Genomic DNA, 21,125 nt, shown 5'->3' with positions numbered 1-21,125 from the left:
TCCGCGCGGGTGGGCATCGTGCTCCGTACCAGCCTCGGTTTCGCCACGATCGGACTGGGCACCAGTGTCTGCGGCGCAGGGCTGGTGTTGCTGCTGTTGACGTTGCAGGGACTCCCCGACGATCTCGGGCCGGGACGCTGGGCCATCCTCGCGAGCGCGCTCGCCTACGTGGTGCTCGCGTTGGTCGTCGGCACGGTGTGGGCGGGCTACCTGCAACGGCGGACGGTGCTGTGGTTCCTCGCGGGGCGCGCCCCCACGGCGCAGGAGGCGGCGAGAGCCCTGCGCATCCCCGTGGACCTCGCCGTGGTCAGCGGCACCCTGTGGGCGGCGGGGTCCGTGCTCTTCGGCGTGCTCAGCGCCGTGTTCAGCACCTGGCTCTCAGGGCTGGGAGTCCTGCTGACGATCGTCCTCGGCGGCCTGGCCACCGTCGGCCTGACGTACCTGGCGGCCGAACGGGTCGCCCGCCCCCTTCTGTCGGCGTCGCTGAAGGTGGCGGGTCCGCGCGGCGCGACCACCGTGCTCACCCGACTCGTCGTGACCTGGGGCCTGTCCAGCGGGGTGCCACTCGTCGGTGTGCTGTTCCTGGTGCTGCCGCCCCACATCGGCCGCAACGACCCGGCCCCGAGTCTGCTGGTGCTGGCACTGATCGGGTTGGTGGTCGGCGCGCTGGCGACGGCGTTGTTCGCCAGGGCCGTGGCCGCGCCGCTGCACCGGTTACGGGTGGTGCTCGACGACATCCGCGCGGGACGCCGCGACGTCGCGGTGGGCATCGACGAGGCGGGCGAGATCGGCATGCTCCAGGCCTCCGTCAACGACCTCGCCGCGGGGCTGAGGGAACAGGAGCGGCTACGCGACCTGTTCGGCCGCCACGTCGGTGACGACGTCGTCCAGCACGTGCTGGAACACGGGGTCTCCCTGTCCGGCGACGTACGCGACGTGTGTGCGCTCTTCGTGGACGTCGCCGACTCGACCGCCCTGGCCTCCGAACTGCCACCCGACGAGGTCGTCCGCAGGCTGAACCGGCTGTTCGAGGTGGTCGTCGCGGCCACGAACGCCCACGGCGGGCTGGTCAACAAGTTCCAGGGTGACGCCGCGTTGTGCGTGTTCGGCGCGCCCACGCGACACGCCGACCCGGCGTCCTCGGCTCTGCGCACCGCCAGGGTGATCCGAGACGCCGTCCGCGAACTCGGCGAGCTGGACCTCGGCATCGGGGTGGCCACGGGGCAGGTCTTCGCCGGTCAGCTCGGCTCGCCGAGCAGGCTCGAGTACACCGTGATCGGGGACGCCGTGAACGAGGCGGCCCGGCTCACCGAACACGCCAAGCAGGTCCCGGGCCGGGTGCTCGCGAGCGGGCCGACGGTCGAGGCGGCGACACGGTCCGAACGCGGCCACTGGACCGAACACGAGGCCGTTCGCCTGCGTGGCAGGCCCGTGCCCACGGCCACCTGGACCACTACGTCCTGACGGTCACGGCAGCGGTGCGCACGCCAGTTCCGGCCAGCGCAGCACCGTCGAACCCCAGGTGAGACCCGCGCCGAACGCGGTGACGAGCACGCGGTCGCCCGGCTGCAGCATGCCGTCGACGGCGGCGTCGACCATGGCGAGCGGGATGGAGGCCGCGCTCGTGTTGCCAGTGTGCCCGATGTTCACCACGAGGCTGTCGGCGGGCAGGCCGAGGTTCTTGGCCGTGGCCGTGAGGATGCGAACGTTGGCCTGGTGCCCGACGAACCGGTCGACGTCCGAGGTGGTCCACCCGGCCTTCTCCAGCACCGCTCGCGACGAGGACGCCATGCGCGCGGTCGCGTGGCGGAACACGGCAGGACCCTGCATCTTCAGGAAGTGGTCGCTCGCGTTCTCGGACTTCTTCCGTCGCGAGCCGCCCGCCGGCACGATCAACAGTTCCGCCAACTCGCCGTCGCTGTGCAGGTCGAACGGCCCCACAGCGCCCAACTCGTCGGCGCTGCCCTCCCGCAGCACCACGGCCCCCGCGCCGTCGCCGAAGATCGGGACGGTGGTGCGGTCGTCCGGGTCGAGCAGCGTGGTGAAGGCGTCGGCGCCGACGAGCAGCACCCGCTTCGCCACGCCGCCAGAGATGAGCCCGGAGGCCGTCGCGAGCGCGTAGACGAAGCCACTGCAGACCGCGTTGACGTCGAACGCCGCGGCGCCGGACAACCCGAGCTCGGCGGCCACCTGGGGCGCGCTCGCCGGGCACACGTGGTCGGGGGTGCTGGTGGCGAGGACGACGGCGTCGACGTTCTCGCCGTACGGCCCCGCCGACTCGAGCGCCCTCCGGCCCGCCTCCACCGCCATGTCGACAGTGGACAGCCCAGTGTGGACAACGTGACGTTTCGCGATTCCCGTCCTGGTGCGGATCCACTCGTCCGACGTGTCGAGGCGTCGGCTGAGTTCGTCGTTGTCGACCACGCGGGGCGGCAGCCAGCCACCGAGGCCGGCCAGCACCGCCACACCACGCGCGTCCTGCGTGGACACCTGCACTCCTCCACGGGCCGACGACGGGAACAACGAGTGGTGAAAACGGCCCCTCCCAAACTTCTATGGGCTACCAGAGGGTAAGAGATTTACATGTGATTCTTGTCTCTACAGCCAGGCCCAACTGGGTGATTGCGGAAAGGAACGGTCATACCTAACGGCTAGGACTACCTCATGACGGTCCTCGGAAGACGCGCACTGAACCGCGCCCTGCTCGCCCGCCAGTTTCTGCTCGAACGCACGGCGATACCGGCGCTGGACGCGGTTCGGCACCTCGTGGGCATGCAGGCGCAGGCCCCGTTCTCCCCGTACTTCGGCCTGTGGACACGGCTGGCCGGCTTCCGGCCCGAGGAGTTGTCCCGGCTGCTGCTCGACCGTGAGGTGGTACGGCTCGTCTGCCTGCGCGGGACCGTGCACCTCATCACCGCCGGCGACGCGCTGGAGCTGCGCGCGTTCACGCAACCGGTGATGGACGCCGACCTGCGGGGCAACACGACGCACACGTCCCGACTCACCGGGGTGGACCTCGACGAACTCGCCGACACGGTCAGGAAGGTGCTCGCCGACGGGCCGCTCGACCACCGTGCGCTCGGCCGCCGGTTGGCCGAGCGCTGGCCCGACACCGAACCGACCAGTCTGGTCTTCGCCGCCCGGAACACCCAGCCGCTCGTCCAGGTGCCACCCAGGGCGGTGTGGGGCCGCAGCGGTCTTCCCACCTACGCCGTCGCGCACGACTACCTCGGCCTTCCATCGGTCGACGTCCCGGACGTCGAGGGGATCGTCCGCCGCTATCTCGCCGCCTTCGGACCCGCCACCGTGCGCGACATCCAGACCTGGTGCGGCCTGACCAGGCTCTCCGCCGTGGTCGACCGGCTCCGGCCGGCGCTCGTGACGTTCCGCGACGAGGCGGGGCGGGAGCTGTTCGACCTGCCCGACGCGCCACGCCCGGAGCAGGACGTGCCCGCGCCGGTGCGCTTCCTCCCCGACTTCGACAACCTGCTGGTCTCCCACGCCGAACGCACGCGCGTCATCAGCGACGACGACCGTCGCCGCATCCGGACCCCCAACGGCGTGCAACCCGGGCTCTTTCTCGTCGACGGCTTCGTGTCGGGCCGCTGGAGGACCGTTCGCGAGAAGAAGCACACCACCCTGGAGATCGAGCCGTTCCGGCCGCTGACCCGCGTGGACGTCCGCGAACTGCGGGACGAGGGTGAGCGACTGCTGTGGTTCTCCGAGGCGGCCGACGGCGACGTCGTGGTGAGGGAGCCCTGAGCCACCCGCTATTCGGTGTGGGGCCTGTCCCGGGTCGGCCTCACCGAAGGCGCGTCGCTCCGACGTTGCTCGTCGCTGCGCGCCCTCAACGCCTCGTCGGCAGGCGATGGTGGGGTGAACACGGTCGACATCGGCAGGGCATCGAGGCTGGGCCCGCCCGGCTCGTCACGCGGGACGTCGATCGGCACGGGCAGTTCCCCACGATCGTCGCGCCAACTGTCGGCGGAGTCGCGCCGCCGGTCGGGGTCGGCGGGCACGACCGACGGCACCACCTTCCGCAGGGTCGGCTCCACCGAGGAACTCGGCATGGGACTCGTCCGGCTCGTCGTGTCCTCCGGGACGGGCGACGACGTCGTCCGCTCGGTGGCGTCCGGCTCGCCGTCCAGCAGCACCGGAGGTGACGAGCGCAGGCTCGACGCGACCGGAACCCCCTCGACCACCTGGGAACCGCCGGTCGTGGTCCGGGCGATCTCGGTGGGGCTGTCGTGGCGCTCGCGCACACCGGTGACCAGGACGGCCGCCATCAACACGACGGCGACCAGTGCGCCGAACTGGGCCCGGAGCCCCCTGTGCCGGTAGGCGTCGGGTGGAACGTCGAACGCGTCCGGCACGCAGGGCGCGCTCGAGGAGATGATGCCCGTGCGGTCGAGCATTCCGGCCTCGTGCGGCGTGCGGCGCAGGACGTCGGGGGCCATCAGCCTCGTCCCTCCATCAACGGTCCCCAGCGCGGTCACCCACAGCAAGATCGATCTCACTGGTGTCTACCGCGCGTAGCCTGTGCCTGTCACCAAACAACGACCGTTCCAGACCCAAGACGACTCGATCGTGTGACACTCGGCGTGCGTCCGGCCCACCCTCGACCGCCCGGTCGGCCCAGAAGAGGCACCCACCCCGACAGCGCATCACCGCACCTGCTCTACTGTCCGTCTCGATCATCAAGATTCGCCCGAACGGCGCATCACTTTGATGGCAGATGGACGTCTTCATCAAAGGGAACGACCGCACGCGCCAGGCGGGCGCCACGGATGGACGGGAGCGTGCCGTGGACAACAACGCCGTACATCAGAACCAGTTCGTGTACCTCAGCGGGTGCGAGACGCCCGTGTTGTCCAGGCTGACCTACGCGCCGAGCGCGCCTTTCACCGTCGCGCTCGCCTTCCGGGTCGAGCCGGGCGAATGGGTGGAGTGGGAGTTCTCCCGCGACCTGCTCATCACCGGGCTGCACGCGCCTGCGGGAATCGGCGACGTCCGCATCCGGCCCGACCTGTCGCCGTCCGACGACGACGTGCTCGTCATCGAGCTGGAGTCGCCGGACGGCTACGCGGCCGTGGAGATCAACAAGGGTGACGTCAAGGCGTTCGTCGACGCCACGCTGACGCGCGTGCCCCTGGGGTACGAGTCCGACCGGCTCGACATCGACGCGGTGATCACCAACCTGACCACCGCGCGCCCCTGAGCACGCTCGCGGCTCAGCCGCAGGCGCCCTTGGCGGTCAGCACGCGGGTGAGCGCGTCGTTGACGCGTTCCTGCGGCAACTCGCCATCGGCCATCGCGGCCTCCAGCCGGTCGAGCACCGGGCCCACGTCACCGCCGGCCGACCACAACGGCTGGTCGGCACCGGCCTTGAGCGCGATCAGCACCGCCTCGTCGAGCGTGTAGTTGTCCGAGATGGCCCTCATCGCTCCGAGGTCGTCGGTGAGGACCACGCCGTCGTAGCCGTAGTCCTCGCGCAGCAGCCGGTACGCCGCCGGGGACAGCGAAGCGGGCTGTCCCTCGGTGAGGCCGGGCACGGCGAGGTGGCCCACCATGACCTCGGTGTCGTCGGGATAGACCCCGAGGTCCTCGTAGGGCACGAGGTCGGTTTGACGGAGGTCCTCCAGCGGCGGCGTCTGCACCAACCCCTGGTGGGAGTCGCCGCTGGCGCGGCCGTGTCCGGGAAAGTGCTTGATGACCGGGTGCACCCCGGCTTCGGACAGCCCCCCGGCGAACGCGGCGGCGTACTCGGTGGCCTCCTGGGGATCGGCGCTGAACGACCGGTCGCCGATCACCCCGCCCGCGGGGCCGTCGGTGAGGTCGACCACGGGCGCGTAGTCCACCGTGACCCCGAGCTCCCGCAACTGACGGCCGCGTTCGGCCGCGAGCTCCCGCACCTGCTCGGGCGTCATCGTCGCCGCCATCTCCCTGGCACTGGGAATGGACCCGACGAGCTCGTCGATGCGCTGCACCCGGCCGCCCTCGTCGTCCACCGCCACCGACACGGGGAGGTCGGCGGCCTGCTGCACCTGCTCCAGCGCGTCGCCGGTGAACACCTCGGTGGCGTTGCCGCCGATGAAGATGCCGCCCACCTGGTTGTCGCGCACGAGCGCGACGGTGGAGGCGGGATCGCTCGGCTCGACGCCCACCACGAGCAGTTGGGCCGCACGTTCCCGGGGCGACAGGCCCTCGATCACGCTCGCGCACTCGCCACCCGGCGGCTGCGTGGCCGAGGGCGAGGGCCTCGGTGAGGCCTGCTGCGTTCCCGTCGGCCCCGGCCGTGGTGAGGCGCCGTCGCCGTCGCCCGCCTGGTCGTCACCACCGCATGCCGCCGTCGCGAGGGCGGCGACACAAGCCGCCGCGAGCACCGTTCGCTTCATCACCCCGCCACGCTATCGCCGTCGGCGGAGGCTCGCCCATCACCGCCTCCGCGAACCGCCGGGATCGTCCGCCCGTAACGGCGCACGCACTGGACGCTTCCGTCGACGCGTTCGACGGTCAGCTCCGCGTGGCCGGAGGCGCGGGCGAGCCGCGCGGCCTCACGGACGGCGTCCCGCTTACGGCAGTGCCGGGACAACGCGGTCGGGCCCCTGCTCACCAGCCAGGTCAGCGAGTCGGGCGAGAACCGGAAGACCACGGAGTAGGACGTGCACACCAGCGAACCCCCTTGCGTGTTGCAGAGGAGGAACAGTGTATTGGTCGAGCAACGCCGTGGCAGGTGTGACACACCCCTGTGATAGTGAAAGAGGACGCACGGACAGCAGTGACATGGAGGGCGTTGAGGCGGCGACATGGAAGGCCGGATGGACGCGCGGCGCCTCTACGACGCGCTCGACGCCCAGCGGCGGGCTCGCGACCTGTCGTGGAGGCAGCTCGCCGAGCAGGCCGGGGTGAGCCCCTCGCTGCTCAGCAGGATGGGCAACGGGCAACGCCCCGACCTGGACGGTTTCATCGCGCTGGTGCAGTGGCTCGGAGCGCCGGCCGAGGAGTTCATGGTGTGGCCCGGCGAGGCCACTCGTTCCGGGGAGCAGCCAGCACTGGAGACCCAGTTGGCCCTGCTCCTGCGCGCGAGGGACGACCTGAGCGAAGCCGACCGGGAATACCTCCTCGACATCGTGGGCGCCACCATGCGGCGCATCAAGGCGGACCGACGGGAGAGCTGACGTGGCGCTGCGGCGCGGCTTCAAGGCGGAGGCCAGACGGCTCGCGGCCGAGGTGCGTGAGGAACTCGGCATCCGCACCTTCCAGCCTCTCGACCCGTACGCGCTGGCCCGCCTGTACGGCATCGAGGTGCTCACCCTCGACGAGCCGTGGTTGCCCGTCCGGGCCGTCACCCACTTCACCGGTCCGGCCCTCGAATCGTTCTCGGGCGCGCTGATCCAGGTCGGCACGGGTTGCGTGATCGTCGAGAACCACGTGCACGAGCGGACCCGCCGCCGCTCGACCGTGGCGCACGAGATGGCCCACGTGCTGCTGGAACACGAGTTCGACGTGCTCGTCGCCGGCGGCCTGTCGTGCCGGTCCGGTGACGACCGGCACGACAGGCCACGCTCGACCGTGGAGCAGGAGGCCGCGGAGCTGTCGGCCGAGCTGCTGCTCCCGAGCGACGCCGCGAGGACGGCCGCGTTCCGCGACTGGACCGACGCGAGCGTCGCGCGCTACTTCCGGATCAGCGAACGCATGGCCCGGTGGCGCATGAACGTCACCGGGGCCCGCCGGATCGCCCGACGCTCGCGGGAACGCCCGCCGTGTCCGGTGGCGGTCCGAGCGTGACGTCGCCGAGCCCACGCAGCAGCGCCGCCGTCGCGTCGTCCAACGGGTAGAACAGCTCGATCGCCAGCTCGGACAACGTCACGTCACCGGGTGCGCCGAACGTCGCCATCGTGCTGAACATCGCGAGTTCGCCGTGGGGCGTGCGTACCCGCAGCGGCACCTCCACGGGACTGCGCAGCACCGGGTCGGCGCCGGCGCTCCCCTCGGCCCCGGGCGGGGCGGGATAGCCCCTGACCTCGGACAGCAGCGCCTCCAGGTGGGGATCGCCGGTCTCCTCCACCTGCCGGTGCAGGCGTTCCAGGAACAACGACCGGACCTGCCCGTAGTTCACCAGCTTCGGAGCCAGGCCGTCGGGGTGGAGCACGAGCCGGAACACGTTGGGCGCCGGTGCCAGCAGGTGCTCCGGCGTGTCGCCGGTCAGCACGGTCATCGCGCGGTTGCCGAGCCGCACGTTCCACCACCGGTCCACCACGACGGCCGGGTAGGGCTCGTGCGCGGTGAGCATCGTGTCGAGCGCCGCCCGCACCGCCGCGAAGCCGTCGTCGTCGAGGCCGCTCTCGCGGTACGCGGGCGCGTACCCCGCCGCGAGCAGCAGCGTGTTGCGTTCGCGCAGCGGGACGTCGAGGGTGGCCGCCAGCCGCAACACCATCTCGCGACTCGGCTGCGCACGTCCGGTCTCGACGCAGGAGACGTGCCGGGCGGAGCTCCCCGCCTTCAACGCCAGTTCGAGCTGGCTGAGCTTGCGGCGTTGCCGCCACTTCCGCAGCAGTACCCCGACCCGGGCCTGGTCCCGTTCGCTCACGCCGGTGACCGTAGCGGCCCGCCCGTCATCGCGGCCATGACCTCGGAGGTCATTGAGCCCGAACACCGCACCGTGTCACCGTCCACGGCAGACCGACGGAATAGGAGTCGTCACATGCACCACGAGGATGGGAACGCACCGCGGCGGAGCGGTCCGCTGCTGACCAGCCTGCGGCTCGACGCCGTGGGAACGGGGGCCTTCGGGGTTCTCATGCTCACGGGCGCACCGTGGTTGAGTGCCCCGCTGGGGCTCCCGGCCGCCGTCTTCGTGCCCGTGGGCATCACCATGCTGGCGGGCGCCGCGGCACTGGAACTCGTCGCGCGGCGCGTGCCGAGGTCGACGCGGGGCGCCGTGGTGGCGGTCGGCGGCGACGCCGTGGCAGGGCTTTCGATGCTGGGGCTGCTGACCACCGGAGCCCTTCCGTTGACCCACCTCGGCGAGGGGTTCCTGCTCGCGGGCGTGGCCTGGGTGGCGGCCTTCGCCACGCTGACGTCGGCGGGTCTGCGGTGGTACGGGAGGGCGACGTGAAACTGACGGTTCTCGGAGCCACCGGAGGCACGGGGCGGTCGGTGGTCTCCCAGGCGCTCGACGCCGGGCACGCGGTGACCGCAGTGGTCCGCGGACGGGACGCGCTGGGTCTCACGCACAAGGCACTGCGCGAGGTGGTGGCGGACGTGTTCGACGCCACCTCGCTCGAATCCGCCGTCGCGGGCTCGGACGCGGTGCTGTCCGCACTCGGGCCACGCGGCCGCAGGGACACCTCCGCGGTGTGTTCGACCGCGGTGCGCAACGTCGTGGAGGTCATGCGCCGCACGGGCACCACGCGCATCGTCGCCGTGAGCGCACAACCCGTGCTCCGCTCCGGCGCGGGCGAGCCCCTGTGGTTCCGGGCGACGACAAGGCCGTTGGTGCGGGCGCTCTACCGCACCGTGTACGCCGACCTGGAGCGGATGGAGGAGGTCCTGCGCGCGAGCGGCACGGAATGGACGGTGCTACGGCCTCCGTACCTGACGGACAAGCCCGCCACCGGGCGGTATCGCACGGCGGTCGACGCCAGTGTGCCGGGTGGCAGCCTGCCACGCGGTGATCTGGCCCGCGCGATGCTCGACATGCTCGCCGAGGCGGCCACCGTCAGGGCCGCCCTGGGCGTGGGTCCGGGCGGCCGCTGAGTGTCGTCGAAGGGTCAGCTCGTGGTGCGAGCCTTGCCGCCGTGCACGGCGATCGCGTAGATCACCACGATGTCGAGTGCGATCACCACCAGTGCCCACAGCGGGTAGGCGGGGATGAACGCGAGGTTCACGATCGCGCTGAGAGCGGCCAGGGTGATACCGAGGGCTCGGGCCCACGTCTGCCCGGTCAGCAGGCCGAGTGCCGCGGCCACCGCAGCGGCGCCGAGCGCGAGGTGCACCCAACCCCACGCCGTGTAGTTGACGTTGAGGGCCAGGCCGCTCTCGGTGACGACGTAGAAGTCGCTGTTGAGGAGCGTGGTGAGCCCCACGATGATCTGGTAGGCGCCCGCCAGGAACAACAGCGTGGAGGCGAACGCGATGCCGCCCATGCTCCCGTCGGCCATCCGCGTGGGCATGGACTGGCCGGTCATGGGCCGCTCGTAACCCTCTTCCCTGCCTTCTTCCATGCGACCACGCGTCTGCGGGGGCACCCGTTGCGTGTCGGTCGCCTCCTGGGCCCCGGATCGGGCCTGTGACGTCTCGCTCATGCTTCCTCCCGCCTACGACCACGGATGTCCTTCCACCGTGGACCGGGTGGGTCGGTCACACATCATGCGCAGCGGATGAACTCCGGGCCGACGGCCCGGCTCAGCGGGGTCTTTCGTCCGTGGTGGGCCGAAGCGGGCACTCGCTAGTTTCGTATCGAAGCTCCCAGCCGTCAGAAGGCACTCCACGGTGAAGGCCACCACGCGAGTTCTCCATCCCACCCCGGTGACCCCGGTGACCACGGCGGATCCGGTGTCGGCATGCCGGTTCGGTGCGCCCGGACCGCCCCGTCACCACGTGCACCGCGAACGGGCGTCGAGGCTGCTCGCACGGGCGGACGCGGTTCCGCTCGTGGTGGTGGCCGCCCCCGCGGGTACGGGCAAGACCACGCTCGTCGCGGAGTGGGTGAAGGCCGAGGGCCGTTCGGGCGACACGGCGTGGGTCACGTTCGACGGTCCGGGGGAAGGTCTCGGCGAGCCGGCCACGTTCTGGGCCTGCGTCGTCCGCTGCCTGGCCGAACTCGGGGTGGACGTCCCCCCGTACCGCCAGGCGTGGCCGTCGTGGACGTGGTTGCCGTCGGTCGCGGCGGCGGTCGTCGCCGCGGGACGGCGGTTGACCATCGTGCTCGACGACCATCACCTCGTCACCGCCGACGTCGCCGACGACGTGGACCTGCTGCTGCGGCTTGCGAACGGCCACCTCCGGCTGGTGTTCGCGGGTCGTCGGGCGCCGGCTCTCCCCCTGTACCGGTACCGTGTGGCCGGCACGGTGGTCGAGCTCGGGTTCCCGGAGCTGGCCTTCGACGACGCCGAAGCGGCGGCGTTGTTGGACGCGCTGGGCGAGTCACCGGAGGCATCCGAGGTCGGCGCGCTGAACGCCTACCACGGAGGCTGGGCGGCCGGCCTCCTCCTCACGGGAAGGCGGCGGCGCGAGGGCGGCGCCCCCGGCGGCACGGCAGGCTCGGACATCGGCTCGGACATCGACGACTACGTGTGCCGTGAGGTGCTCGACCCGCTTCCCCCGCAGGCGCGCCGGTTGCTGCTGGGCACGTGCGTGGCAGGCGAGTTCGACGGCGAGCTCGCACACGACCTCGCCGGGCCTGCCGCCGACCGCTTGGTGCGGCTGGTCGAGTGTTGCGCGTTCGCCGCCGCCACGAACGGCGGGCACCACGCCTACCCGCCCGTGGTCCGCGACGCGCTCCGCAGGCAACTCACGCACGAGACCCCCGGAGAGCAGGCGGAAGTGCGGACGATCGTCGCGCGCCGACTGCGTCGCGACGGCGCGAGGGACGCGGCGCTGCGGGAGTTCGTCACCGCGGGCGCGTGGGACGAGGCGGCCGAGCTGCTGATCGAGGACCAACTCGTCGGGCGGCTGCTCTCGGAAGGACCGGACGGCGTGGTGCGCGCCTACAGTGCTCCCCTGTTGGGAACCGCGAGCAGGGCCGACCTGGTGGTGCGTGCGGCCACCCGGCTCGCGGCCGGGGACGCGGCAGGCTGCGCCGACGCGCTGACCCGCATACCGGGCGCCCCCACCGACACCGCGTTGCGGGGCTGTGTGGCCGCGCTCGACGCCGTGCGAGCCCGCCTGGCGTCCGATGCGGACAGCGCCCTGGCGGCGGCCGAAGCGGCACAGCGTGAGCTCGGCGAAACCGGGACGTTCCACCCGGTGGGGCCCCTGCCCACGCTGGTCCGCCTCGCGCGCGGGGTCGCGCTGCTGCGGCACGGCGCGTTCGACCTCGCCCGCGCGGCGTTCGAGGAGACGGCGGCCCGGCAGGACGGGCGCAGCCTCTCCGCCCCACACGCCGACTGCCTCGCACACCTGGCGCTCACCGACGCGCTGGAGGGTTACCTGGCGAGAGCGGAGCACACGGCCACCGAAGCGCTCACAGCACTCGCAGCGCTCACGCCGGACAACCCGGGCACACCGTTCGGCGGGCAGGCCGCCGCGCACGTCGCGCTCGCACTCGTGGCCCTCGATCGCTGCGAACCAGGGACGGCCTGGCACCACGCCACCGCGGCCGAACCGGCGCCGGAACCGCTCACCCGGCACCTCGCCCAGCAGGTCACCGCCGGAGTCGAGGCGGCCGAAGGACATCCCACGGCGGCGGCGAGCCGCCTGCACGCCGCACTCGCCGAGGCCACGGCGACGGACCCGTGGACGGCCGACCACCTGCGCGTCGAGGCCGCCCGGCTCGCCCTGGTGGAGGGACACCCGGGTCTCGCCCTCCACGAACTGGGGCAGCTCGGCAACCCCCACGCCCCCACCCACCTCGACGCGGTCGTGGTGAGGGCCGCCGCCCACACGCGACGCAACGAGGACGGCCCCGCACAACGAGCGCTGGCAGCGGTGCTGGACGGGTTCCCACCACTGCGGCCACGCGTGGAAGCCCTGCTCGTGGAGGCGGAGCGACGCCTGAGGCACCATTCGCCGACGCGCGCGGCGACCGTTCTGGACGCCTCGCTGCGACTCGCCGCGCCGGAACGGCTCCGGCTGCCGTTTCGGCAGGCCGGTCGGGAGGTCCGACATCTGCTGGCCACCGAGGCGAGGGGCGCGCACAACTGGCTCGGCCGTGCCGGCGATGCGTCCGAGACGGCACGCGTGGAGACGCTCACCGCGAGGGAACGCGAGGTGCTGGGCTACCTCACCGAGCTGCTCACCACCGAGGAGATCGCCGAAGCCATGGTGGTGTCCGTCAACACCGTCCGCACCCACGTGCGCGGCATCCTCCGCAAACTCGGCGTCAACCGTCGCTACGCGGCCGTCCGCCGCGCGAGGGAACTCGGCCTCCTCGACGAGTGAACCGGCCCGTCACGCGAGGACCTCCGGCAGGCCGAGGAGACGGGAGTGGTCGGCGTCGAGGAACGCCGTCACCGCCGCGATGCGATCGTCCCGCAGCGTCGACACGCCGACTGCGGGATGTACTCGCCGCCTGACCGCGCCTCGACACCGGGACAGAGTTTGGACTAACGTACTAATTGTACGGAAGTCCAACATGATTGCGGGAGACATGGCATGAAGCCTGGAACCACCGGGCGTGCGGGCCGCACGGAATGGGCCGGTCTCGGAGTCCTCGCTCTACCGACCTTGCTGCTCGGCCTGGACGCCACCGTGCTCTACCAGGCTGTTCCCGTCCTTTCGGCGGATCTGCGCCCCAGTGGCACACAGACGCTGTGGATCATGGACAGCTACGGGTTGCTGATCGCCGGATTCCTGATCACCATGGGATCGCTGGGAGACCGCTACGGGCATCGCCGGATGTTGCTCATCGGAAGCCTGGTCTTCGGCGCGACGTCCGTCGTCGCCGCTTACTCAGTGAACGCGGGCATGCTCATCGCCGCGAGGGCCGCACTGGGCATCGCGGGAGCGACCCTGATGCCGTCGACACTCGCGCTGGTGAGAACCATGTTCACGGACACCCGCCAGCGAGGGGTGGCGATCGGGATATGGGCCACGATGTTCGCCCTGGGCATGGCGGCAGGCCCCGTCGTGGGAGGAGTGCTCCTGGAGCACTTCTGGTGGGGCGCGGCCTTCCTCGTCGCACTCCCCGTCGTCGTGCTCGTGGTGGCGCTCGCCCCGCTCCTGCTGCCGGACCACCGAGCCCGTCACGGCGGACGCATCGACCTGTTCAGCGTGGCCCTCTCCCTCGGCGCGATGCTGCCGCTGGTCTACACGGTGAAGCATCTGGCCGCCGATGGCGTGCGGCCGCCGATCCTGGTGCTCCTCGCGGGCGGGCTGGTCTGCGCCGTCGTGTTCGTCCGGCGGCAACGGACGCTCGCCGAGCCCCTGCTGGATCTCAGCCTGCTCACGAACCGCGCCCTGGCCTCGGCGCTCACCGTCCTCCTGCTCGGGCTGGTCTGCGTCGGCGGCGTGATGTACGTGGTCACCCAGTATCTCCAACTCGTCGACGAACTGAGTCCACTCATCGCCGGAGCCTGGCTCGGCCCGCCCGCACTCCTGATGTTCGTGGCCGCGCTCGCCGCACCCCTGGTCGCGCGCCGCGTTCCTCCGGGCCACGTCGTGGCTGGCGCGCTCGGCCTCTCCGCGATCGGCCACATCCTGCTGACACAGGTGGACGGCCCCGGCCGGACACTCCTCGTCGTGTCCGGTTTCGGACTCGTCTACCTCGGGTTGGGTGCCATCGCCGCGCTCGGCACCGACCTCGTGGTCGGCGCAGCGCCACGGGGAAAGGCAGGATCGGCGGCCGCGCTCTCGGAGACCGTCCAGGAGCTCGGCATCGCCGTGGGAGTGGCCTTCCTGGGCACGCTCACCACGGCCGTCTATCGCAGCCAGGTCGCCGAGCACCTGCCTGCGGGTCTTCCGGACCACGTCGACGCGGCGGTCCGGGACAGCCTCGCCGATGCCACTGCGGTGTCGCCACCCACGCAACTGTTGACACAGGCGAAGCTCGCGTTCACGTCGGGCCTCAACTCGACCGCGGTCCTCACCTGCGTCATCACCGTGGTGGTGGCCGTCCTCGCGGCCACCACCCTGCGCCGATCCCCTGCAGACGGGCCCGGCCACGTGGACGCACCGCTCGACGCGAGACACGGATAGAGCTGGTCGACCGTGGGGCTACCGTTATGGTGTTGGCGTGGGTCGGCGTGCGGCGGATCGGACGAGACCCCCGGGCACCGACGGCAGGCGTGCCCGGGGTGAACGACGCAAGGCCGAGATCATCGACGCCACTCTTCGTGTCGTCGAACGCGACGGCGCGGACGGTGTCACCCACCGAAGCGTCGCCCGCGAAGCCGGGGTGCCCCCCGGCCTGCTCACGTACTACTTCGCCAGCTTGGAAGAACTGCTCGTGGCCGCGCTCTCCGCCGTGGCCGACGAGTACGTGGCACAACTACGAAAGATCGCCGAGAGCGCCGACCCGCTCACCGGGTTCGCCGAGCTCATCGCCAGTACAGGCAGCAGTGGTCGCCGACGCGCCGTGGCGGAGCGCGAACTGTCCACGCTCGCCGCCCGGCGCCCCGCACTGCGCCCCAAGGCCCGCTACTGGCGTGACGCGGTCACCGGTATCGCCCACCGGTACACGTCGGACCCGATGCACGTCGAGGCGCTGGTCGTCGCCGCCGATGGTCTCTGCGCGGCGATCCTGCTGGAGTGCATCGAACCGGACCCCGAGCACATTCGCGGTGTCCTGGCCCGAGCTCTCGGCGTGTTCTCCGCCGACGGCGACTGACCGCACGCTCCGGACCGGTTCGATGTGGTGACGCACTTCCTGACAGCGCGTCTTACGGTGACCGGCGAGACCAGCCTCCCCGCCGCATGAGCGAGGCAGGACTCATCGGCCGTCCACCCCAGCGGAAACGAAGGGGTTGCCGCCCCGCCGAAGCGTGTGCGAGCGTGGAATCAGAGCCCGATCAGGCGGGTTCCCGGACGAGGGGCGCCGTACCCGGTGTGCGACAAGACGGCCCGCGGGAGGCTGTCATGTCCTGGCTCGTCCTGGTGCTCTCCGGTGTGCTGGAGGCCGTGTGGGCCATCGCGTTGGGCAAATCCGAGGGCTTCAGCCGGCTCGGTCCGTCGGTGGTGTTCTTCGCCGGCCTGGCCGCGAGCATGGCAGGGCTCGCCTACGCGATGCGGGAGCTGCCCGTCGGCACGTCCTACGCCGTCTGGGTGGGAATCGGTGCGGTGCTCACCGTCGTGTACTCGATGGCCACCGGGGAGGAACCGGCCTCGGCGCTGAAGGTGCTGTTCCTGGCCATGATCGTCGGAGGCGTGGTCGGACTCAAGCTGGTCCACTAGAACGCGACCGGTGACGGCCAACCGTTGCGAGGTGGGCGGGGGCTCTTCCCGCCCACCTCGCATTTCGGTGGGCCAACCGGTCGTCCGTCTGTAGCCTCGCTCTCCTATGAGCTGGCTGCCTGACGACTTCGTCCACCCCGTCTCCGTGCCCGTGCCCGGCACCTCGCTTCGCCTGCGGCCGATCCGGGAGGCGGACACCGCACTCGACTACCCCGCCGTGATGGGCTCCAGGGAGCGCTTGTGGGAGATCTTCGGCCCGGCCTGGGCCTGGCCCGGGGAGACGATGACCTATGAGGAGGACCGAATCGACCTGCTGCGGCACGAGAAGGAGATAGCCGCGCACCAGTCGTTCAACTACGCGCTGCTGGACCAGGAGGAGACGGCGCTCTTCGGCTGTGTCTACATCGACCCACCCGAACGCACCGGCTCGGACGGCGAGATCTCCTGGTGGGTGGTGGACGACCTCGCCGGCGGCGAGGTGGAGCGCGCGCTCGACGCGTTCGTGCCGCAGTGGATCGCCGCCGACTGGCCCTTCCAGCGACCCAGGTACCTGGGTCGCGACATCACGTGGCAGGACTGGCTCGCGCTCCCGCGCGCGACTCCGTGACACGTCCGGTGCGGCCGGCGGCTGCACCGGAACGGCGAGCGAGTGTCACGCGGCATCCCCGTGGTCGGAGGGGAATCCCCGTCGCGCCACGAGGACGACGACGAGGCTCAGCAGTCCGAGCGCGGCTGCGGTGATCGGCACCGCCGTGATGTCGATGCCTTGCAGCAGGATTCCCCCGATGACGCCTCCGGCGGCCATGGCGGCGTTCCACAGAGTCACGAGGATCGCCTGGGCTGCGTCGGCGGTGGCGGGACTGTGTTTCCCTCCTAGTTGGCCCGCTGCTGTTTGAAGCAACGTGGGAACGCCGCCCCAGCCGAGTCCCCAGAGGACCGCGGCCGCCCAGACGACGGCCGTGGCCGTGGTGACGGAGAACGCGGCCACGGCCACGGTGAACAGGACAGCGGCCGTGATCGTGAGATGCCGTAGTGCCGTGTCGATGTGGCGCCCCGTGTACCAGATGCTGACCAGGCAGACAGCGCCGAAGACCAACAGGACGAGGTCTGTCGAGGACCCGAGTTCGGCGTGCTCGAGGTAGGGCGCGACGTAGGCGTAGATGACGGTGTGGCCCAGGACGAAGGTGACGACCACCGCCATGATCGCCGCCATTCCTGGAACGCTCAGCGCTGTGCGGGCGGTGACTCGACCGCGCTGGGTACCCGACGCGGCGGGGACAGAGGGAACGCTGATCACGGTCCACAGCATCACGATGACGGTGAGCCCGGTGATCGCCCCGAAGGTGACACGCCAACCGATCTGCTGTCCGATCAACGTTCCCGCAGGAACCCCCAGTGACAGCGCGAGAGGGATACCGACCATCGTGACGGCGATGGCGCGGCCTTCCAGACCCTCGGGCGCGATACGTCGCGCATATCCGGCCAGTAGCGCCCAGGCCAGCCCGGCTGCGACACCGGCCAACACCCTGGAGACCAACAGCACGGGGTAGTTCGGCGTGACCGCGGTCAGGGTGTTGGCGACGGTGAACACCAGCAGCGCCCCCAGCAGAAGGGGTTTGCGTGCCCAGTGTGCGGTGGCGGTGACCAAGGGGATGGCCGTCAAGGCCGTCCCCGCCGCGTAGGCGGTGACTGACTGCCCGGCCTCACCCGCGGTGATGTCCAGGCTGGACGCCATGTGAGGAAGCACCCCGGCGGGGATGGTCTCGGTCAGGCTGGTGATGAACACGGCGGTGCCGAGAGCAAGCAACGCGGCCCACGGGAGCGTCGCGTCGGCGCGTGGAAGCGTCGAGGTCGATGTCATGCGCGGATCGTGAAACCCTCACATGGATGTGAAGGTCAAGTCGGTGTGTCGTACTTATCATCAGGCCATGAGGATCGGTGAACTGTCACGGCTGACCGGGGTCTCACGAAGGCTGCTGCGCTACTACGAGGAGCAGGGTTTGATCGTTCCTGACCGGTCGCCGAACGGGTACCGCGACTACGACGCCCGCTATGTCGATCGCGTCAAGCAGATCCAGGGACTGCTGGCTGTCGGGTTACCGACCCGGATGATCAAGCAGATCCTTCCGTGTCTGGACAAGCCCCGGTCCATCCATTTCCCGGATGCCACCCCCGAGATGCTGGCGATGCTCACCGCCGAACGCGACAAACTCTCCGAACGCATCGAGTTGCTGATCCGCAACCGTGACGCCATGACGGAGTACCTGGAGGAGGTGGCCCGCTGCCGAGCCGATGCCTCGGTGCCGCATCCGCGGAGCGCCTGACACCCACGGCGGATGCCGTCCCCCGAACCGAACGCGAACGAGACCGGAAAACGAGGCCAGGGCGACCACCGACCAGCCGGAGCGATCCGGACCGACCGGCGTTCGCCCTGGTCACGGCTGCGGAAGCGGAGGGATTTGAACCCCCGGACCCTCGCGGGTCGCTCGCTTTCAAGGCGAGTGCATTCGGCCGCTCTGCCACGCTTCCCTGCGCGCCTAGCCTAACGTCTCAGTCTCCCGACTCCGACAGGTGTGCGAGGATCCGCGAGAACGCGCGACCCATGACCTGTTGCTCCTGTTCGGTCAGCAGGTTCACGAAGTGGGCGCGCACCCCGTTCACGTGGGTCGGTGCCGAGCGCCGCAGCAACTCCGCGCCCTGCTCGGTCAGCTCCGCAGCGACGCCTCTGCGGTCGCCGGCCTGACGAATCCTGCGCACGAGGCCCGCGGACTCCATGCGGGCGATCTGGTGGGACAGCCTGCTCTTCGTGGACCCGAGCATCGTCGCGAGTTCGGTCATGCGCATGGCGCCGCCGTCGGCATCCGCCAGGCACACCAGCACCTCGTAGTCGATGAGCGACACGTCCTGCCGCTCGGCGAGCTCCCTGTGCAGCCGCTGCCGCAGCATCAGCGTCGACACGATGTACGAGCGCCACACCAGCATCTCCGTGTCGGTCAACCAGCGCACCTCGCGGGGTTCCTCGCTCATGAACACGCAGGGTAGACACCCGGGTCCAGCTGGTCAGCAGGATATCCGTCCGGGCATCGATTCCCTGACAAACCGGACGAAATCGCGTGTGAACGTGCCACGGGCCGGGCACTCAGTCGACAACGAGCGGGTCGCATCCGAACGACGGAGCTTCCGCCCGGAGCCCGGTTCGATGCGCCCACCGGGAAAGGTCAGGTGATGTGGTGGCAGCTAGTTCCACGCGGTTGACCGTCCCGCTGCAGGACAGCGGAAACTGTATCCCCACGATCGAGGTGGCTAGATCCGGCCGGTCGTGACGAAGGGCAGTTCCGGGGCCGAGAAGGACTTGTCTTCGCGGCATTCCGCGTTCGGCTCCGCCGCTGGCGTTTCGGGCGTCGGATGCCGGTCCCGCGACACGGTGCAACCGCGTTCGCACGAAAACCTCGGTAAGCAGCCCGGGCGCGGACGGCAGCGACGTGCCTCCCCGCGCCCGGGCCTTTCCGTGTGCGCCCGCCCGTGGATCAGGCGGTCACCGCGTGAGCGTGCGCGGCGGTGGTGGCCGCCACGGCCTGGCCTGCACGCTGCTTCGCGAGCTTGGCCTTGTTCTTCGGGCTCGCGGGCCCGACCCCGTTGACGTCCTCTGTGCTCAGCGCGTACTTGCCGGTCACGTACGCCATCGCGTCGGCGTTGCGGTCGAGCGCGACCCGGTCGACGTTGCCGAGGTCGTCGCAGGCCTGGTGGTAGCAGGAGTCGTACGCCTCACCGGCCGTACCGCCCCACTGCGCGGCCTCCTCCTCGGTCTTGATGCCCTCGGCACCGGTGAACAGGCCACCCGCCGGGATGCCGACCGCGATGAACTCGCCGTAGTCGGAGCGACCGTCGAAGTCCTTCTCCCCGGTCGCGACGCCGATCTCACCTTCGAGGTAGTCGACGAACGCCCGCTCGATCTGGGCCGAGCCGTACGGGCCGGGGCCCGAACCCTCACCCGCGGAGTCGTCACCGTCGTACACGAAGTAGCCGGCGTTCGGCGAGCCGATCATGTCGAAGTTGAGGTACAGCGCGATGTCGAGCTGCTGCTCGAAGCTCAGCGAGTTGACGTAGTGCGTCGAGCCGACGAGACCGAACTCCTCGGCGCCCCACCACGCGAACCGCACCGCGTTGTTGACCTCCGGCTTCGACCCCATCGACAGCGCGGTCTCCAGCAGAGCCACCGAGCCGGTGCCGTTGTCGTTGATGCCGGGGCCCTCCGTGGCACTGTCGAGGTGCGCCCCCGCCATGACCACGTTGTCCTTGCGGCCGGTCTGCGTCTCGGCGATCACGTTGTAGGTGGTGCGCTCCTCCATCAGGGCGCGCAACTCCAACGTGATGTCCTTGCCGTCGAGCGCGGCGAGCGCCTCGCCGTCGGCCCGGGTGATGCCACCGGCGGGCACGTAGCCGTCGTTCACCTCGCCGAGAGTGCCGTTCACCGGCCCTTCCGCGTTGTTGTAGACGAGGACGGCCACCGCTCCCGCCTCGGCCGCTGCGAGGCTCTTCTCCGCGAACGAGCACGAGCCACGCTGCACCAGCGCGATGCTGCCGGTCACGTCACCGTAGTCCGACGCCTCGCAGCCCGGGGTGTCGTCCGGGGTGATCGCCGCGAGCGGTGCCGTGACTCCACCCTCCTCAGTGGACGGGCTGTAGCTCATGATCGTCACGGGGATCTCGGTGCCGTCGGCGACGAGCTTCTCGGCCAGCGTCTCCGAGTAGTGGAACGGAAACTCCTGGCGCGTGACGTCGAATCCGGCCCGCTCCAGCTTGGTGGCGATGTACTCGGCTGAGGCGTCGTACCCCTCCGTGCTGGCCGCGCGGTTGCCGTTGTGGGTTTCGGCGATCCGCTGCAGCGCGATGAGGTGCCGGTTCATCTTCTTGATGTCGACCTGCTTGGTCAGCCGGTCGGGCAGCTTGGGATTGGCCATCGGTTCGGCGACAGCCGTACCCGCACCGACGAACGCAAGGCTCGCGCACGCCGCGACAGCGACGGCAGGTCTCAACCTCGCTCGCAGAGATGACATGTGAAATTCCCCTTC

22 protein-coding genes, 1 tRNA gene and 1 riboswitch are annotated in these 21,125 nt (G+C 70.6%); of the genes, 13 read left to right on the top strand and 10 right to left on the bottom strand.

Features of this window, described 5'->3' with window-relative positions:
• The first annotated feature begins 18 nt into the window (after window positions 1-18).
• Window positions 19-1,464 carry an adenylate/guanylate cyclase domain-containing protein gene (locus SACCYDRAFT_RS01105; RefSeq protein WP_005452800.1) on the top strand — a complete coding sequence of 482 codons (1,446 nt, stop codon included), beginning with the start codon at window positions 19-21 and terminating at the stop codon, window positions 1,462-1,464.
• A 3-nt stretch (window positions 1,465-1,467) separates the two neighbouring features.
• Here SACCYDRAFT_RS01105 and SACCYDRAFT_RS01100 read toward each other — a convergent pair whose 3' ends face one another.
• Window positions 1,468-2,490 (bottom strand): beta-ketoacyl-ACP synthase III, encoded by a 1,023-nt coding sequence (locus SACCYDRAFT_RS01100; protein ID WP_005452799.1) that lies wholly within the window; start codon window positions 2,488-2,490, stop codon window positions 1,468-1,470.
• 174 nt (window positions 2,491-2,664) lie between these two features.
• Between SACCYDRAFT_RS01100 and SACCYDRAFT_RS01095 the strand changes: the two genes are divergently transcribed.
• On the top strand, window positions 2,665-3,762 hold the full coding sequence (locus SACCYDRAFT_RS01095; RefSeq protein WP_005452798.1) for a winged helix DNA-binding domain-containing protein: 1,098 nt from the start codon (window positions 2,665-2,667) through the stop codon (window positions 3,760-3,762).
• A gap of 8 nt (window positions 3,763-3,770) precedes the next feature.
• Here SACCYDRAFT_RS01095 and SACCYDRAFT_RS01090 read toward each other — a convergent pair whose 3' ends face one another.
• Complete coding sequence (locus tag SACCYDRAFT_RS01090; RefSeq protein ID WP_005452797.1) at window positions 3,771-4,457, bottom strand: hypothetical protein; 687 nt, start codon at window positions 4,455-4,457, stop codon at window positions 3,771-3,773.
• A 278-nt stretch (window positions 4,458-4,735) separates the two neighbouring features.
• On the opposite strand from SACCYDRAFT_RS01090, the gene SACCYDRAFT_RS01085 reads away from it, so the two are divergent.
• Window positions 4,736-5,218, top strand: a complete 483-nt coding sequence (locus SACCYDRAFT_RS01085) for an SsgA family sporulation/cell division regulator (protein WP_005452795.1) — start codon at window positions 4,736-4,738, stop codon at window positions 5,216-5,218.
• Window positions 5,219-5,231: 13 nt separating this feature from the next.
• Here the strand turns inward: SACCYDRAFT_RS01085 and SACCYDRAFT_RS01080 are convergent, their stop codons facing one another.
• Both SACCYDRAFT_RS01080 and SACCYDRAFT_RS01075 read right to left on the bottom strand, forming a co-directional pair.
• Window positions 5,232-6,395: a glycoside hydrolase family 3 N-terminal domain-containing protein gene (locus SACCYDRAFT_RS01080; protein ID WP_005452793.1), complete on the bottom strand. Its 1,164-nt coding sequence runs from the start codon at window positions 6,393-6,395 to the stop codon at window positions 5,232-5,234.
• Window positions 6,395-6,670 carry a DUF2188 domain-containing protein gene (locus SACCYDRAFT_RS01075; RefSeq protein ID WP_005452791.1) on the bottom strand — a complete coding sequence of 92 codons (276 nt, stop codon included), beginning with the start codon at window positions 6,668-6,670 and terminating at the stop codon, window positions 6,395-6,397. The genes SACCYDRAFT_RS01080 and SACCYDRAFT_RS01075 overlap by 1 nt, the downstream gene beginning before the upstream one ends.
• A gap of 136 nt (window positions 6,671-6,806) precedes the next feature.
• Between SACCYDRAFT_RS01075 and SACCYDRAFT_RS01070 the strand changes: the two genes are divergently transcribed.
• Window positions 6,807-7,178: a helix-turn-helix domain-containing protein gene (locus SACCYDRAFT_RS01070; RefSeq protein ID WP_005452789.1), complete on the top strand. Its 372-nt coding sequence runs from the start codon at window positions 6,807-6,809 to the stop codon at window positions 7,176-7,178.
• A 1-nt stretch (window position 7,179) separates the two neighbouring features.
• Window positions 7,180-7,788 (top strand): ImmA/IrrE family metallo-endopeptidase, encoded by a 609-nt coding sequence (locus SACCYDRAFT_RS01065; protein ID WP_005452788.1) that lies wholly within the window; start codon window positions 7,180-7,182, stop codon window positions 7,786-7,788.
• Here SACCYDRAFT_RS01065 and SACCYDRAFT_RS01060 read toward each other — a convergent pair.
• Entirely contained in the window at window positions 7,718-8,590 is an 873-nt protein-coding gene (locus tag SACCYDRAFT_RS01060) for a helix-turn-helix domain-containing protein (protein ID WP_005452786.1), read from the bottom strand. The genes SACCYDRAFT_RS01065 and SACCYDRAFT_RS01060 overlap by 71 nt on opposite strands.
• A 114-nt stretch (window positions 8,591-8,704) precedes the next feature.
• Here SACCYDRAFT_RS01060 and SACCYDRAFT_RS26185 point away from each other — a divergent pair, with 114 nt between their 5' ends.
• Both SACCYDRAFT_RS26185 and SACCYDRAFT_RS01050 read left to right on the top strand, forming a co-directional pair.
• The gene (locus tag SACCYDRAFT_RS26185) at window positions 8,705-9,118 is read left to right on the top strand and encodes a hypothetical protein (protein ID WP_005452784.1); all 414 of its coding nucleotides are present in this window, start codon (window positions 8,705-8,707) and stop codon (window positions 9,116-9,118) included.
• Entirely contained in the window at window positions 9,115-9,759 is a 645-nt protein-coding gene (locus SACCYDRAFT_RS01050) for an NAD(P)-dependent oxidoreductase (protein WP_005452783.1), read from the top strand. Before SACCYDRAFT_RS26185 ends, SACCYDRAFT_RS01050 begins: the two co-directional genes overlap by 4 nt.
• Before the next feature lie 14 nt (window positions 9,760-9,773).
• Here the strand turns inward: SACCYDRAFT_RS01050 and SACCYDRAFT_RS01045 are convergent, their stop codons facing one another.
• The gene (locus SACCYDRAFT_RS01045; protein ID WP_005452781.1) at window positions 9,774-10,307 is read right to left on the bottom strand and encodes a DUF7144 family membrane protein; all 534 of its coding nucleotides are present in this window, start codon (window positions 10,305-10,307) and stop codon (window positions 9,774-9,776) included.
• Between the two features lie 232 nt (window positions 10,308-10,539).
• Here SACCYDRAFT_RS01045 and SACCYDRAFT_RS01040 point away from each other — a divergent pair, with 232 nt between their 5' ends.
• The 5 genes from SACCYDRAFT_RS01040 to SACCYDRAFT_RS01020 all read left to right on the top strand — a co-directional run bounded on the left by SACCYDRAFT_RS01040 (window position 10,540) and on the right by SACCYDRAFT_RS01020 (window position 16,660).
• The gene (locus SACCYDRAFT_RS01040) at window positions 10,540-13,104 is read left to right on the top strand and encodes a LuxR C-terminal-related transcriptional regulator (RefSeq protein WP_232283753.1); all 2,565 of its coding nucleotides are present in this window, start codon (window positions 10,540-10,542) and stop codon (window positions 13,102-13,104) included.
• A gap of 213 nt (window positions 13,105-13,317) precedes the next feature.
• A complete protein-coding gene (locus SACCYDRAFT_RS01035; protein WP_005452775.1) occupies window positions 13,318-14,859 on the top strand; it encodes an MFS transporter in 1,542 nt (513 codons plus the stop codon).
• A gap of 37 nt (window positions 14,860-14,896) precedes the next feature.
• Window positions 14,897-15,490 carry a TetR/AcrR family transcriptional regulator gene (locus tag SACCYDRAFT_RS01030; protein ID WP_005452773.1) on the top strand — a complete coding sequence of 198 codons (594 nt, stop codon included), beginning with the start codon at window positions 14,897-14,899 and terminating at the stop codon, window positions 15,488-15,490.
• 170 nt (window positions 15,491-15,660) lie between these two features.
• Window positions 15,661-15,728, top strand: a riboswitch (guanidine-III (ykkC-III) riboswitch).
• Window positions 15,729-15,738: 10 nt separating this feature from the next.
• A complete protein-coding gene (locus SACCYDRAFT_RS01025; protein ID WP_005452771.1) occupies window positions 15,739-16,053 on the top strand; it encodes a DMT family transporter in 315 nt (104 codons plus the stop codon).
• 106 nt (window positions 16,054-16,159) lie between these two features.
• A complete protein-coding gene (locus tag SACCYDRAFT_RS01020; RefSeq protein ID WP_005452769.1) occupies window positions 16,160-16,660 on the top strand; it encodes a GNAT family N-acetyltransferase in 501 nt (166 codons plus the stop codon).
• 45 nt (window positions 16,661-16,705) lie between these two features.
• Here the strand turns inward: SACCYDRAFT_RS01020 and SACCYDRAFT_RS01015 are convergent, their stop codons facing one another.
• Entirely contained in the window at window positions 16,706-17,914 is a 1,209-nt protein-coding gene (locus SACCYDRAFT_RS01015; RefSeq protein ID WP_005452767.1) for an MFS transporter, read from the bottom strand.
• 67 nt (window positions 17,915-17,981) lie between these two features.
• Between SACCYDRAFT_RS01015 and SACCYDRAFT_RS01010 the strand changes: the two genes are divergently transcribed.
• Entirely contained in the window at window positions 17,982-18,377 is a 396-nt protein-coding gene (locus tag SACCYDRAFT_RS01010) for a MerR family transcriptional regulator (protein WP_043536031.1), read from the top strand.
• A 120-nt stretch (window positions 18,378-18,497) separates the two neighbouring features.
• Here SACCYDRAFT_RS01010 and SACCYDRAFT_RS01005 read toward each other — a convergent pair.
• The 3 genes from SACCYDRAFT_RS01005 to SACCYDRAFT_RS00995 all read right to left on the bottom strand — a co-directional run bounded on the left by SACCYDRAFT_RS01005 (window position 18,498) and on the right by SACCYDRAFT_RS00995 (window position 21,110).
• Window positions 18,498-18,582, bottom strand: a tRNA-Ser gene (locus SACCYDRAFT_RS01005).
• 21 nt (window positions 18,583-18,603) lie between these two features.
• Window positions 18,604-19,080 carry a MarR family winged helix-turn-helix transcriptional regulator gene (locus tag SACCYDRAFT_RS01000; RefSeq protein WP_005452764.1) on the bottom strand — a complete coding sequence of 159 codons (477 nt, stop codon included), beginning with the start codon at window positions 19,078-19,080 and terminating at the stop codon, window positions 18,604-18,606.
• A gap of 500 nt (window positions 19,081-19,580) precedes the next feature.
• Entirely contained in the window at window positions 19,581-21,110 is a 1,530-nt protein-coding gene (locus SACCYDRAFT_RS00995) for a M28 family metallopeptidase (RefSeq protein WP_005452762.1), read from the bottom strand.
• Window positions 21,111-21,125 lie beyond the last annotated feature (15 nt).

The sequence above is a fragment of the Saccharomonospora cyanea NA-134 genome (assembly GCF_000244975.1).
Classification (GTDB): Bacteria; Actinomycetota; Actinomycetes; order Mycobacteriales; family Pseudonocardiaceae; genus Saccharomonospora; species Saccharomonospora cyanea.
Note: the sequence above shows the minus strand (reverse complement) of the source record. Positions and strands in the feature narration are given on the sequence as shown.

What these genes read in the sequence shown, in the direction of transcription:
- SACCYDRAFT_RS01085 (WP_005452795.1), top strand. Translation starts at nt 4,736, where the DNA reads ATGGACGTCTTCATCAAAGGGAACGACCGCACGCGCCAGGCGGGCGCC.
- SACCYDRAFT_RS01095 (WP_005452798.1), top strand. Translation starts at nt 2,665, where the DNA reads ATGACGGTCCTCGGAAGACGCGCACTGAACCGCGCCCTGCTCGCCCGC.
- SACCYDRAFT_RS01015 (WP_005452767.1), bottom strand. Translation starts at nt 17,914, where the DNA reads ATGACATCGACCTCGACGCTTCCACGCGCCGACGCGACGCTCCCGTGG.
- SACCYDRAFT_RS01020 (WP_005452769.1), top strand. Translation starts at nt 16,160, where the DNA reads ATGAGCTGGCTGCCTGACGACTTCGTCCACCCCGTCTCCGTGCCCGTG.
- SACCYDRAFT_RS01025 (WP_005452771.1), top strand. Translation starts at nt 15,739, where the DNA reads ATGTCCTGGCTCGTCCTGGTGCTCTCCGGTGTGCTGGAGGCCGTGTGG.
- SACCYDRAFT_RS01080 (WP_005452793.1), bottom strand. Translation starts at nt 6,395, where the DNA reads ATGAAGCGAACGGTGCTCGCGGCGGCTTGTGTCGCCGCCCTCGCGACG.
- SACCYDRAFT_RS01035 (WP_005452775.1), top strand. Translation starts at nt 13,318, where the DNA reads ATGAAGCCTGGAACCACCGGGCGTGCGGGCCGCACGGAATGGGCCGGT.
- SACCYDRAFT_RS01010 (WP_043536031.1), top strand. Translation starts at nt 17,982, where the DNA reads ATGAGGATCGGTGAACTGTCACGGCTGACCGGGGTCTCACGAAGGCTG.
- SACCYDRAFT_RS00995 (WP_005452762.1), bottom strand. Translation starts at nt 21,110, where the DNA reads ATGTCATCTCTGCGAGCGAGGTTGAGACCTGCCGTCGCTGTCGCGGCG.
- SACCYDRAFT_RS01070 (WP_005452789.1), top strand. Translation starts at nt 6,807, where the DNA reads ATGGAAGGCCGGATGGACGCGCGGCGCCTCTACGACGCGCTCGACGCC.
- SACCYDRAFT_RS01045 (WP_005452781.1), bottom strand. Translation starts at nt 10,307, where the DNA reads ATGAGCGAGACGTCACAGGCCCGATCCGGGGCCCAGGAGGCGACCGAC.
- SACCYDRAFT_RS01000 (WP_005452764.1), bottom strand. Translation starts at nt 19,080, where the DNA reads ATGAGCGAGGAACCCCGCGAGGTGCGCTGGTTGACCGACACGGAGATG.
- SACCYDRAFT_RS26185 (WP_005452784.1), top strand. Translation starts at nt 8,705, where the DNA reads ATGCACCACGAGGATGGGAACGCACCGCGGCGGAGCGGTCCGCTGCTG.
- SACCYDRAFT_RS01090 (WP_005452797.1), bottom strand. Translation starts at nt 4,457, where the DNA reads ATGGCCCCCGACGTCCTGCGCCGCACGCCGCACGAGGCCGGAATGCTC.